This is a genomic window from Nostoc sp., from assembly GCF_036919555.1.
Lineage (GTDB): Bacteria > Cyanobacteriota > Cyanobacteriia > Cyanobacteriales > Nostocaceae > Nostoc.
Map to the genome: position 1 here is coordinate 105,852 of NZ_JBALCS010000012.1, position 12,844 is coordinate 118,695.

Consider the following 12,844-nt stretch of genomic DNA (forward strand, 5'->3'; position numbering starts at 1 on the left):
TGGTTTGCGGCTCCCTGGACTTGATCACGACGAATTTATAGTTAATTTTTGTTAATATTAGAAGCGGTGTTAGTACTTCGTCCTCAACCACCCACTCCCTACCTGAGAGAAACTTAATGCTGCGACTAGAACATATAAGTAAAATTTATCCCACAGGCGAAGTTCTCAAAGATATCAACTGGGAAGTTAAACCAGGCGATCGCATTGGCTTAGTCGGTGTCAACGGTGCTGGAAAATCCACTCAACTCAAAATCATCTCTGGGGAAATTGAACCCACTGCTGGCGAAATCATCCGTCCTAATAGCTTACACATAGCCTACCTCAACCAAGAATTTGAAGTAGACCCCACCCGCACCGTTAGAGAAGAATTTTGGACTGTCTTCAAAGAAGCCAACGAAGTACAGTTATCTCTGGCGCATGTGCCACAAGAGATGGAAACGGCTAACCCAGAGGAACTTGATCGACTGATCGACAAGTTGGATCGCTTGCAGCGCAAATTTGAAGCCTTGGATGGCTACAACTTAGATGCACGCATCGGGAAAATCTTACCAGAGATGGGGTTTGGGCTAGAAGATGGCGATCGCCTCGTGAGCGCCTTTAGTGGTGGTTGGCAAATGCGGATGAGTTTAGGTAAAATTCTGCTGCAAAAACCCGACTTGTTATTACTGGATGAACCGACTAACCACTTGGATTTAGAAACCATTGAGTGGTTGGAAAATTACCTCAAAGGGCTAATTACGCCGATGGTAATAGTCTCCCATGATCGGGAGTTCCTTGACCGCCTCTGCACCCAAGTTGTGGAAACTGAACGTGGCGTTTCCGCAACCTACCTTGGTAACTACTCAGCATATTTGTCACAAAAAGCCGAAAATCAATCAGCACAACTTAGCGCTTACGAACGCCAGCAAAAAGAATTAGAGAAACAGCAAACTTTTGTTGATAGATTTCGCGCCAGTGCTACCCGTAGTACCCAGGCAAAAAGCCGGGAAAAGCAACTCGACAAAATCGAGCGCATTGAAGCACCCATTGCTGGTATGAGAACTCTACACTTCCGTTTTCCCCCTGCACCCCGCAGTGGACGCGAGGTAGTGGACATTAAAGATTTAACTCATCTTTATGGTGATAAAATCCTGTTTTTGGCAGCAAATCTCCTGATTGAAAGGGGCGATCGCATTGCATTTCTTGGCCCAAACGGTGCTGGGAAATCCACCCTTCTGCGCGTAATTATGGGTATGGAACCACCCACAGAAGGTAGCGTTAAATTAGGCGATCACAATGTTCTTCCTGGCTACTTTGAGCAAAATCAAGCTGAAGCCTTGGATTTGAAGAAAACTGTCATGGAAACTATCCATGATGAAGTTCCCGACTGGGATAATCAAGAAGTCCGCACACTTTTGGGACGCTTCTTATTTACTGGTGATACTGTATTTAAAGCAGTTGGGGCATTAAGTGGAGGAGAAAAAGCTCGTCTGGCGTTGGCAAAAATGCTTTTACGTCCCGCGAACTTACTAATTTTAGATGAGCCGACAAACCACCTAGATATTCCAGCTAAAGAAATGCTGGAAGAAGCGCTCAAAAATTATGATGGTACAGCAATTGTAGTTTCCCACGATCGCTACTTTATTTCTGAGGTAGCTAACAAAATCGTAGAAATTCGTGATGGTGAATTCCGCGTTTACTTAGGAGATTATCATTACTATCTCCAGAAAATTGCCGAAGAAAAAGAACAAGCGAAATTAGCTGCAATAGAAGCCGAAAAAGCTGCTAAAAAAGCCGCAAAAGCTTCTACAAAAAGGAAATGAGGAGTTGGATACTGTCTTAGTAGTAGTGCTGAAGCACTACTACTAAGTAATCACTCCTTATTAGCTTTCAAAAACATCACAGGAAAATTACTAAAATTTAAAAATATTTCAAAAAACTGTAAGTCCTTAATAAAAGAAGTTAATAAGCAAAAATTCACTTGCGGCGTGGATTAGCAGTGGTATCATTCGGGTATTACAAACAGTAAAGGGCAATTTTACTATGACCAAAGCACCTGTTGCTCCTGTGGTGCTAGTCATTTTAGACGGATGGGGCTACTGCGACCAAACGCGAGGAAACGCTATTATTGCTGCTAAAACTCCCATCATGGACAGTTTATGGGCAGCTTACCCGCATACCCTCATCCACACATCAGGAAAAGCCGTAGGATTGCCAGAGGGTCAAATGGGCAACTCGGAAGTTGGTCATTTGAACATTGGTGCTGGGCGAGTGGTACCGCAAGAACTTGTACGCATCTCTGATGCGGTCGAAGACGGTTCTATTGCCTTAAACCCAGCACTTGTCAAAATTTGCCAGGAAGTTCGTTCTCGGAATAGCAAGCTGCATCTAGTCGGGCTTTGTTCTGAGGGAGGGGTACATTCGCATATCACCCATCTATTCGGACTACTTGACTTAGCCAAAAACCAGCGAATTCCAGAAGTTTGTATCCACGCTATCACTGATGGTCGTGACACCGCCCCAACTGACGGTGTAAGAGCAATCACACTGCTCCAAGATTATATAGACCGCACAGGAATTGGGCGCATAGTCACCCTTAGCGGTCGCTACTACGCAATGGATCGCGATCACCGTTGGGATCGGGTCAAACGCGCCTACGACATGATGATACAAGATAGTGTTGGTAATGGTCTCAAGGCTGTGGAAGTCTTGCAAGCATCTTACGACCAAGGGATAAAAGATGAATTTGTCAACCCAATCCGAATTGCTCCCGGCGCAATCGAACCAGGGGATGGGGTGATATTTTTCAACTTCCGCCCCGATCGCGCCAGACAACTAACTCAAGCTTTGGTCAGTCCCAAATTTAACGGTTTTGAAAGACAGCAAATCACACCGCTATCTTTTGTCACCTTTACGCAGTATGATTCAGATTTACGCGTGGCTGTAGCCTTTGAGCCTCAGAATCTCAGTAACATTCTGGGAGAAGTCATAGCCAATCATAGTCTGAATCAGTTCCGCACCGCCGAAACAGAAAAATACGCCCACGTCACCTATTTCTTTAATGGGGGATTGGAGGAACCTTTTGCTGGAGAAGATCGGGAACTGGTAAGTAGCCCAATGGTAGCGACTTACGATCACGCCCCAGCGATGTCAGCAGCAGCAGTTACAGATGTAGCGATCGCTGGAATTCAAAAGGGTACGTATTCCCTAGTTGTGATTAACTATGCCAACCCAGACATGGTAGGGCATACTGGTCAAATCGAAGCTACGATTACAGCAGTTGAAATAGTTGATCGCTGTTTGGGACGCTTGTTAGAGAGCGTGATCAAAGCCGGCGGTACAACAATTATTACTGCCGATCACGGCAACGCTGAGTATATGCTAGATAATGGGGGTAATCCCTGGACAGCCCATACCACTAATCCAGTCCCCTTCATCTTGGTGGAAGGAGAGAAAGTCAAAATCCCTGGATATGGCACAAATGTCGAACTGCGAAGCGGTGGCAAACTATCCGATATCGCCCCCACAATTCTAGAGATTTTACAGCTGCCTCAGCCACCAGAAATGACAGGGCGATCGCTGCTGAAAACAGCAGAATATGATCTGCAACGCACTCGCACCCCCGTGCAAATAGGGCTGTAAAAGAGTTAGGAGTGAAAAAGAGTTAGGAGTTAAGAGTGAGAAGTGATCAATTAAAACTTTCCTAACTCCTAACTCCTGTACAGACGCGATTAATCCCGTCTCTCCTAACTAGACGAGATTAATCGCGTCTCTAACTCCTAACTCCCGACCCTAATTCTCTGTTTTAAAATTTGTTTGTTATAAATGAGATTTCTACCATGACAGCTACTAATATCGTGCAAGGCATTTGGGCATTTTCCGCTACTGGTTTGATTATCTTAGTTTTGCTCCATAGCCCCAAAGGTGATGGCATTGGAGCTATTGGCGGACAAGCCCAGCTATTTAGCAGCGCCAAGAGTGCAGAAAACACTTTAAACCGAATTACTTGGGCATTGACAGTAATTTTTCTCGGTTTAACAGTAGTTTTAAGTGCTGGTTGGCTGCCTAAATAAGGATAGGTTAATGGGGAAAACAACCCAACACCCAATACTTAACACCCTAATAAATTTAATTTCACGACGGTTAATTACAGCTCTTGCCTTATTTCTTGGCACAGGGCTGTTAATCATTTTTACTAATCTCCAGTCGAGTCATGGGTTTACAATAGTACCAAAATATGCATATTCCGGCTTAATAATTTCTCTCCCCACCTCATCTCCCCCAAAACCCCATCCCTTACCGCCCACACTCGCACGCTGGCAAGATACTACCAACAGTGGTGACTACTTTTCTCAAGTCAGAACAACCCAAGTTGGTTATTTAGTCTGGTCACAATTTCCGGTTCGAGTTTACGTAGAACCACCAAAAGCCGTCAGTGAAAAACAAGCTCAAGCATGGGTTAACGGTGTCTTGCAGGGTGTACAAGAGTGGAATACTTATTTACCTTTGACAATAGTCGAACAGCCAGAAGTTGCTGATATTACGATTGTGCGAAAAGCCCCACCTCTACAAATTTCCCCTGGTAGTAATATACCTCGTGCGCGATCGGCACAAACTACTTACGAGTTATATACCAGCAACAAAGTTTTATCCCACCGCTTCAGCATCTTGCTAAGTCCCAGTCAAACAGGTGAGTATATCCAAGCAGCAGCCCGCCACGAATTCGGACACGCTTTGGGAATTTGGGGTCATAGTCCGCTACAAACTGATGCTTTATACTTTTCCCAAGTTCGTAACCCGTCGCCTATTTCTGCAAGAGATGTAAATACCCTAAAGCGGGTTTATGAACAGCCAACCACTTTAGGATGGTCTTTAGTGGATAATTCAAAGATGAATTAAGCAATATAAGCTCGTCACTACGCTACGGCAAAAATGCTACTAATAGCGAAATAATCACAAATCTGTACTAAGTTGTACTTAATACTAATGTTGTACTGTTTACTGCTTTATGATCTAACCGTGGTGCATCTGAGAAACTGTTAACAATTCTTAATGATATGCGTTGGCAGTTAAATGTCTCTACAACCTTAGTATTGGAGTATGAAGAAATTCTCAAACGAGAAAAAGAGCAGCTTAGATTGAGCGATGAAGATATTGACAACCTTATTGAAGCTATTTGTAGAATCGCTAATAGATGTAGCATTTTCTATTTATAGCGGCCAGTAGCGCGCGATCCTGATGATGATTTCCTCATCGATTTAGCTGTTGAATGCCATCTTCTAGTTCTTCTATTAAGTTTTCGTAGTCAACTTCTGCTAACTGACGTTTACAAAGATTTGAGACATTTAATAGTCTCCTGTAACCATTGCAAGGTAATTGGATTTATATAATGTTTTCATCTTTCAAGCGTCTTGACGGATGGACTTAAATACTTACAGTAATTCCGCAAAATCTACAAAGCCGACATCCAAGAGAAGTCAGCAGCTTGTTTTCCAGGATAAACTAGTAATAAATATGGTTTAATACATATATAAGAAGTGTTTTAATTTTTTATAAAGTTTAATAATCAATTACCGGCAGAAGACACGATGGCAGCAGACTATCCAGACATTGATATTGCGCCATTTATCGATCACGCCCTACTAACGCCAACGGCTACTCCAGAGCAGGTTGAGCAATGGTGTGAAGAAGCATACAGATTCAATTTTGCGGCGGTTTGCTTGTACCCCGCCTATGTCAAACAAGCAGTCGAACTCCTCCACGGCAAGAACCCGAAAGTCTGTACGGTGATTGGCTTTCCGGCTGGCGCGACGACTTCAGCAGTGAAACTATATGAGGCTCAAGAAGCGGCGGATAGTGGGGCTACTGAGTTGGATGTGGTAATGAACTTGGGCTGGTTGAAAGCTGGTAAAACTGAAGAAGTCCACCGAGAAATTGCCGAAATTTGTGAAGAGACTGGGCAAACTGTCAAGGTAATTTTGGAAACCAACCTGTTGACAGATGCGGAGAAAAGAATAGCTGCTGAAATAGCTATGGAGGCGGGAGCGGCATTCTTAAAAACTAGTACGGGTTGGAATGGTGGTGCAACAGTGGCAGATGTGCGACTTTTGCAGGAACTGGCCAAAGAAAGGGTGGGAATTAAAGCTGCTGGTGGTATCCGTACTATCAATCAAGCCCTAGACTTAATCGTAGCGGGTGCTACTAGATTAGGCACATCTCGCGGCATGGATTTGATCCGCCAGCGCGATAACCTGGGAAAGGGTGAATAATCATTTGTCGTTTGTCATTAGTCATTTGTCCTAACCTAATGACCAATGACTAATCACTAATGACTAATAACTACTAGTGACTAATGAGTAGAACCTACAAAGCAACCGGAATTAATCTCAAAACCCAGGTGCTGGGAGAATCGGATAAAATAGTGACGATTTTAACACGCGAATTCGGTCTAATTCGAGCAGTGGCTCCAGGGGCACGTAAGCACAATTCCAGCCTGGGCGGCAGGAGTGGGATGTTTGTTGTGAATGAACTATTGATTGCGAAAGGGCGATCGCTTGATAAAATTACTCAAGCACAGACGTTAAAAACTTATCCTGGTTTAGCTAAAGATTTGGGAAAATTGGCTGCCGGCCAGTATTTAGCAGAAATAGTCCTGTGTCAAGCTTTGAGCGAACAACCCCAAGAAGAACTTTATGAGTTGTTCAATGAACATCTCCATCGGTTGGAGGCGGCCTCTAGTGCAAATCCATCTGGGGTTTTGGCTCATCTGGCTCATGGGGTGTTTCACCTTTTAGCTTTAGCAGGACTAACGCCGCAAGTACAAGTTTGCTGCTTATCTGGGCGTCCCCTCAAACCAGACTTTACAGACCCCAACTGTCAAATAGGATTTAGCATCCCTGCGGGTGGAACGGTTTGCTTAGAAGCTTGGAAACGTTTACGAAAAGAGGGGCAGAGGGGCAGGGGAGCAGGGGAGCAGGGGGAGATTAATAACCAATTCCCAATGCCCAATGCCCAAACAGTTGTTGTGCATCGGCAAGAAATACCTGTGATTTCTAGTCGTCTGGGTGCTATGGAACTGGCTTTGCTTCAACACCTGTCACAACCAGAGATAATGCAAATTGATGGTGCTAAAGATCATCACTGGTTATCTGTTGAGCAGATTTTGCGCCAGTATGCTCAATATCAATTAGGTCGCCCTATTCGCTCTGCTACCTTGATCGACTCTTATTTTGCTGCCAACCATGATGCAACCGTCTGATTTGGATAAAAAAATCCTGCCTTTGTCACCAAGCCTGGTCAAAAAACCGAATAGGGCATTAGATCCTACAGTCAGGAATCACTTGAGTGCCGTTTCCAAGTGTACACCTGATCAAATTAATGGCCAAGAAATATCCCCAAAAGACGTTTCTAAAAACGATCAAAGTTGCACAGAGGAGATCCCAAAAACTGATGTTCCAAGTCAATCGGAAACACAATCTGAGGACAAATTAACCGTTGCTGAGGTAGATAGTAAGGGCACTCGCAACGGGCAGAGTTTGCCAGTAGCCACTATCCCAGAAAAAGAACCACCGAAATTAGATGGGTCTGGTTCAGGTGGAGAAACTGTTTCGGGCAATGTAACACAGCAGGGGTTTTTACCTGTATTAAAAAACCCTAATTTCCTGGCTCTTTGGGGCGGTCAAGTTTTCTCCCAACTAGCAGATAAAGTTTATTTGGTGCTGATGATTGCTTTGATTAATACTCAGTTTCAAGCTAGTAATCAGAGTATTAGTGGTTGGGTATCAGTCTTGATGATGGCTTTTACTATTCCAGCAGTATTGTTTGGTTCCGTTGCTGGCGTGTTTGTCGATCGCTGGTCGAAAAAAGCTGTGCTGGTGGCAACTAATGTTTGGCGCGGCATCCTGGTTTTTTCAATTCCTTTCCTGCTGTGGTTGACTCATGATTGGAAACCCATAGGAGTGCTGCCAGTAGGTTTTATAATCATCCTGGGTGTAACTTTTTTAGTTTCGACTTTGACGCAGTTTTTTGCCCCGGCAGAACAGGCAGCAATTCCTTTGATCGTAGAAGAACAACATTTGCTCTCGGCAAATTCGCTTTACACGACAACGATGATGGCATCGGTGATTGTTGGATTTGCCGTCGGAGAACCGTTGTTAGCGATCGCCGATGGACTTTGGCTGCAAATTGGTGGTAATGGTAGTTTGGGTAAGGAACTTTTAGTCGGTGGCAGTTATGCGATCGCTGGACTAATTTTATTCCTCCTGGCGACTAAGGAAAAACACCACGACCCCGATACAGAATTTCCTCACGTATTCTCTGACTTACGGGATGGTTTTGCCTACCTCAAAGCAAATCATCGCATCCGTAATGCTTTGCTTCAGCTGATTATCTTGTTTTCTGTCTTTGCAGCATTAACAGTTCTAGCCGTTCGCATGGCAGAAATAATTCCCAACATGAAAGCCTCACAGTTCGGCTTTTTACTAGCAGCAGGCGGTGTTGGCATCGCTGCGGGAGCAACAATTCTCGGTCAATTTGGTCAACGCTTCTCCTATACCCAATTAAGTCTGTATGGTTCTATGGGCATGGCAGCATCCCTGATTGGTCTATCAGTATTTACAACCCAACTGTGGCTAGTCTTGTTACTTGTGGCGCTATTAGGTATCTTTGGGGCGCTAGTGGGAATTCCCATGCAAACCGCAATCCAAACAGAAACACCTCCAGAAATGCGTGGTAAAGTCTTTGGCTTGCAGAACAATGTAATTAATATTGCCCTCTCCTTACCTTTAGCATTAGCTGGTGTAGCAGAAACCTTTCTGGGATTACGGGTAGTTTTTTTGGGATTAGCAGCGATCGTCTTTTCAGGAGGTATATTAACCTGGTATAACTCACATAAGTAGTTAGTTATTATTCATTACCTGGAAGTAATTACTAATTTCTTTAAAGCTTTTGTGTTCATGGTAAACTGTCGTCAGTGAAAATTTATCACATACTTGGGGGATATCAATCTGACATTAGTCAGAATAAGTTGTTTAAATATCAGAAATAAACAGCTTATAAGTAAAATAAATAAATCCATAAATCCACTGGTTTAATCAGCTGAAAATAGGCTTTTTAAACTGCATCGTGGTGGGAATCTTTAATAACTAAAAAACCAGCAAGTATAGCTAGATAAAATAAAAATCACAAAAAATACACAAGTAATATATCAAACCCGCTTTTCTTACAGCTAAATAAAGAATGCGTATAGCCTGGATTGGAAAAAAATCGCCCTTTTGCGGCAATGTCACCTACAGTCGAGAAATTACAAATGCCTTGCTAGATAGGGGACATCAAGTGAGCTTTCTTCACTTCGCCCAAGAAGAGTCTGAACCTGACAATTGGCCAAATCTTCGAGAGGTTTCCCTGCCTTTCATTTACAAGTCCCAGGTTTACACAATTCCTACTTTTAAAGCGACCAAAGTTTTAACCGATTCGCTGCGGAAAATCAAGCCAGATATAGTCCATGCTTCCTTGACGCTATCTCCTCTAGACTTTTTTCTACCAGAAATCTGTGAGGAACTGAGGTTGCCCCTAATTGCCACTTTTCACACACCCTTTGCTGGCAAGGGGGCAAAGCTGATATCGGGAACACAACTTTTGGCTTATCAGCTCTACGCACCTTTTTTAGTTAACTACGATCGCGTGATTGTATTTTCCCAAATTCAGCGAGAATTATTGGCAGGGATGGGTGTGAGGAAAGAAAATATTGCCGTAATTCCCAACGGTGTTGATACCGCTAAGTATTCTCCAGGACTTTCTAAAATTAAAGCAGAATTTAAAGCCGAACGCTTGTTTGTCTATCAAGGTCGCATAGCTCCAGAGAAAAATGTTGAAGCTCTCCTCCGGGCTTGGAAGCAGTCTGCAATGGAACCTGGTACTAAGTTATTGATTGTTGGTGATGGCCCTTTGAAATCTTCTTTAGAGCCGTTTTTTGGTTCAGAATACGGCATTATCTGGTTGGGATTTGTCGCTGATGAAGACCGACGCATCGAAATTTTGCGGGGCGCAGATGTATTTGTTTTACCTTCATTGGTAGAGGGTTTGTCCTTATCTCTGTTAGAAGCAATGTCATGTGGGCTAGCTTGTTTGGCAACAGATGTGGGTGCAGATGGAGAAGTATTGGAAAAGGGCGCAGGTGTAGTTATTAATACCAAAACAGCGCGATCGCAATTAAGAACCCTCTTGCCAGTGTTCCAAGACCATCCAGAGTTAACAACCCTACTGGGGCAAAAAGCCAGACAGCGTGTATTAGACCGCTATACCCTTAGTAAAAATATTACTCTGCTCGAAGAACTTTATAAAGAAGTTTTAGCACAGCGACCTCTACCGCTAAGTCGTAGAGCGTAGCAAAAGAGAAGAAGTACAATGAAAATCGTATCCTTCAAATCCTTGAGGAAAATACTAGCTTCTCTCAAATCAACCCTGCTAAAGTGCTGTTCCCCAGCATCATATCTTTGGAATAACTCTTCACCATCCATAATTTAACTCTCGCATCAAGCAACACATAAAATATTATTTTACCAAGGAAAATATACCTCAGTTAGTAACTTTTGATTACCAACTTTTATTCGTATATCCTTGAGAAAATTGTTTCGGAAACCAATGAGAATAATTCTTTTTCTATCTGGGGTACACCTCCGTTATCATACCCTGATTCTGGCAATGGTAGATTGATAACCTGCCGTCAATAGCGGTATGCAGCCTGGCCATGAATGACGAAAAAATTTCATTAACATAAACAATATTAAAACCACTGGTTTCAAAACCTAAATCTAGGAATCCTGAACCAGCAAAAAAGGAGAAAATACAAAAGTGATCGCTCATTCAAGAACTACTATTGTCAAACAGTCTTAATTAATATCGCAAGACTTAGGGTTTTTACTTACGTACCAATCAGAAATGTACACTTGAAATACTGCTTAAATAGTCAAAAAAATTCACAGTTTATCTAAGTATTTAATATCAAAGTTTACTCAATCTTTAAGGAAAATACCTGACATAAAAACAGTCTGAAGCGACAATTAGATATAGGGGTTTCCAAGCTCCAAATAATGTTTAAGACAAATATTTGTCATTAAATAAAAACCGGGGTACTTCGGACTAATTTTTTATGCGAATTTTAATTTACTCCTACAACTACTATCCAGAGCCAATTGGTATTGCCCCACTGATGACTGAACTAGCAGAGGGACTAGTGAAGCGTGGGCATGAAGTGCGCGTAGTCACTGCTATGCCCAACTACCCTGAGCGTCAAATTTACCAGGAATATCGGGGCAAGTGGTATCTCAACGTATACAAAAATGGCGTTCAAATTCAACGCAGTTATGTTTGGATTCGTCCACAACCTAACCTATTAGATCGGGTATTACTTGATGCTAGTTTCGTTGTCACTAGTTTTTTGCCCGCCCTCATCGGTTGGCGTCCAGATGTGATTCTCTCAACATCGCCATCCTTACCAAGTTGTATACCAGTTGCTCTTTTAGGATGGTTACGTGCTTGTCCTGTGATCTTAAATCTACAAGATATATTACCAGAAGCAGCCGTGCATGTCGGTCTACTGAAAAATAAATTGCTGATCCAGTTGTTTACATTATTGGAAAAATTTGCCTACCATACTGCCAGCAAAATTAGCGTCATCGCCGATGGGTTTGTAGATAATTTGCGATCTAAGGGCGTAGAAGCTGACAAAATTGTGCAAATTCCCAACTGGGTTGACGTAAATTTTATCCGCCCTTTGCCTAAAGAAGATAACCCTTTTCGCGTAGCACATAATCTGAATGGGAAATTTGTAGTACTTTATTCTGGTAACATTGCTCTAACCCAAGGCTTAGAAAGCGTCGTTAAAGCTGCTTCTGTGTTGCGCCATATCCCAGATATTGTTTTCGTCATCGTTGGAGAGGCAAAAGGTTTACAGCGATTGCAACAGGAATGTCTAGACTGCGGCGCAGATAATGTTTTACTACTGCCATTTCAACCGCGCAAATCTTTGCCACAAATGTTGGCAGCTGCCGATGTTGGCTTGGTGGTGCAAAAGAAAAATATTGTATCCTTTAATATGCCGTCAAAAATTCAAGTGCTACTTGCCAGTGGTCGGGCTTTGGTTGCCTCTGTCCCTGACAATGGTACAGCAGCAAAAGCCATCAGACAAAGTGGCGGCGGAGTTATCGTTCCTCCAGAAGATCCTCAAGCTTTAGCAATGGCAATTTTAGATTTGTACCAAAACCCCGAAAAAGTCAAAACTCTAGGTTATAAAAGTCGTCAATATGCCGTTGAAAACTATGCTTTTGAGCAAGCTTTAAATCAGTATGAGTCGTTGTGTTACTCATTAACCGCAAATAGTGGAGCAATTCAGTCTGCAAGAGTTACAAAACAAGAGGTTTAATCTCCGGCAGTAGAGTTAGATTACATACCCCCGCCTTCAGTGTGATTATACTTATGAAAGTCGCAATTCTAGCCTCAGTATCTAAATAGCAACAGACTTTGAGGGTACTTAATTATACTTATAAATATACAGGAATAAATCAGCCTATGTTACATTACGTAACATAGGCTGATTTATTCTTGCCCACTGACTTACCTGCAAATTATTAGTACAGCATGGCGGAAATAACTATCCAGTTGAAAAAGGTAACAAAAACTTAATTTAAATGCCTTCTTTCCTTCTGCCTCATGCCTTCTTGCACTAGCTTTACAATATTAGGCTGTTTGATTAGTCTGCGATTATTTTTGCCAGAAATTCTTGCTGGAAAGCTATTGGTTGATTTATTGCTGGACAATAACCGTTCGCAACTGCTGATTGCTGATGTCGAAATCTAAACAGCCAATT

The 12,844-nt window shown here is 42.7% G+C and carries 10 protein-coding genes and 1 pseudogene; 10 read left to right on the forward strand and 1 reads right to left on the reverse strand.

The genetic code is table 11. The features are described from left to right. Positions 1-116: 116 nt before the first annotated feature. From V7K36_RS04845 to V7K36_RS04880, 8 genes are all read left to right on the forward strand, one after another. Positions 117-1,802 (forward strand): ABC-F family ATP-binding cassette domain-containing protein, encoded by a 1,686-nt coding sequence (locus tag V7K36_RS04845; protein WP_335113644.1) that lies wholly within the window; start codon positions 117-119, stop codon positions 1,800-1,802. 220 nt (positions 1,803-2,022) lie between these two features. Beyond that, entirely contained in the window at positions 2,023-3,621 is a 1,599-nt protein-coding gene (gpmI, locus tag V7K36_RS04850; RefSeq protein ID WP_334942912.1) for a 2,3-bisphosphoglycerate-independent phosphoglycerate mutase, read from the forward strand. 197 nt (positions 3,622-3,818) lie between these two features. Beyond that, a complete protein-coding gene (gene secG / locus V7K36_RS04855; protein WP_334825494.1) occupies positions 3,819-4,052 on the forward strand; it encodes a preprotein translocase subunit SecG in 234 nt (77 codons plus the stop codon). A 10-nt stretch (positions 4,053-4,062) separates the two neighbouring features. Beyond that, entirely contained in the window at positions 4,063-4,878 is an 816-nt protein-coding gene (locus V7K36_RS04860; protein WP_335113646.1) for a peptidase, read from the forward strand. A 689-nt stretch (positions 4,879-5,567) separates the two neighbouring features. Continuing rightward, positions 5,568-6,248, forward strand: coding sequence for a deoxyribose-phosphate aldolase (deoC, locus tag V7K36_RS04865; protein WP_335113648.1), 681 nt, complete (start codon positions 5,568-5,570; stop codon positions 6,246-6,248). An 83-nt stretch (positions 6,249-6,331) separates the two neighbouring features. After that, complete coding sequence (recO, locus tag V7K36_RS04870) at positions 6,332-7,237, forward strand: DNA repair protein RecO (protein ID WP_335113650.1); 906 nt, start codon at positions 6,332-6,334, stop codon at positions 7,235-7,237. Then, entirely contained in the window at positions 7,224-8,876 is a 1,653-nt protein-coding gene (locus V7K36_RS04875; RefSeq protein ID WP_335113810.1) for an MFS transporter, read from the forward strand. The genes recO and V7K36_RS04875 overlap by 14 nt, the downstream gene beginning before the upstream one ends. A gap of 340 nt (positions 8,877-9,216) precedes the next feature. Beyond that, the gene (locus V7K36_RS04880; protein WP_335092751.1) at positions 9,217-10,365 is read left to right on the forward strand and encodes a glycosyltransferase family 4 protein; all 1,149 of its coding nucleotides are present in this window, start codon (positions 9,217-9,219) and stop codon (positions 10,363-10,365) included. A 268-nt stretch (positions 10,366-10,633) separates the two neighbouring features. Here the strand turns inward: V7K36_RS04880 and V7K36_RS04885 are convergent. Beyond that, positions 10,634-10,842: pseudogene (locus V7K36_RS04885) on the reverse strand (modification methylase NmeDIP); the annotation flags it as partial. Between the two features lie 286 nt (positions 10,843-11,128). On the opposite strand from V7K36_RS04885, the gene V7K36_RS04890 reads away from it, so the two are divergent. Together V7K36_RS04890 and V7K36_RS04895 are read left to right on the forward strand one after the other, a co-directional pair. Next, positions 11,129-12,400: a glycosyltransferase family 4 protein gene (locus V7K36_RS04890; protein WP_335113652.1), complete on the forward strand. Its 1,272-nt coding sequence runs from the start codon at positions 11,129-11,131 to the stop codon at positions 12,398-12,400. 287 nt (positions 12,401-12,687) lie between these two features. Continuing rightward, positions 12,688-12,834 carry a hypothetical protein gene (locus V7K36_RS04895; protein ID WP_335113654.1) on the forward strand — a complete coding sequence of 49 codons (147 nt, stop codon included), beginning with the start codon at positions 12,688-12,690 and terminating at the stop codon, positions 12,832-12,834. The last annotated feature ends 10 nt before the right edge of the window (positions 12,835-12,844 follow it).

Coding starts and splice junctions, on each gene's coding strand:
- V7K36_RS04845 (WP_335113644.1), top strand. CDS start 117: ATGCTGCGACTAGAACATATAAGTAAAATTTATCCCACAGGCGAAGTT.
- gpmI (WP_334942912.1), top strand. CDS start 2,023: ATGACCAAAGCACCTGTTGCTCCTGTGGTGCTAGTCATTTTAGACGGA.
- secG (WP_334825494.1), top strand. CDS start 3,819: ATGACAGCTACTAATATCGTGCAAGGCATTTGGGCATTTTCCGCTACT.
- V7K36_RS04860 (WP_335113646.1), top strand. CDS start 4,063: ATGGGGAAAACAACCCAACACCCAATACTTAACACCCTAATAAATTTA.
- deoC (WP_335113648.1), top strand. CDS start 5,568: ATGGCAGCAGACTATCCAGACATTGATATTGCGCCATTTATCGATCAC.
- recO (WP_335113650.1), top strand. CDS start 6,332: ATGAGTAGAACCTACAAAGCAACCGGAATTAATCTCAAAACCCAGGTG.
- V7K36_RS04875 (WP_335113810.1), top strand. CDS start 7,224: ATGCAACCGTCTGATTTGGATAAAAAAATCCTGCCTTTGTCACCAAGC.
- V7K36_RS04880 (WP_335092751.1), top strand. CDS start 9,217: ATGCGTATAGCCTGGATTGGAAAAAAATCGCCCTTTTGCGGCAATGTC.
- V7K36_RS04890 (WP_335113652.1), top strand. CDS start 11,129: ATGCGAATTTTAATTTACTCCTACAACTACTATCCAGAGCCAATTGGT.
- V7K36_RS04895 (WP_335113654.1), top strand. CDS start 12,688: ATGCCTTCTTGCACTAGCTTTACAATATTAGGCTGTTTGATTAGTCTG.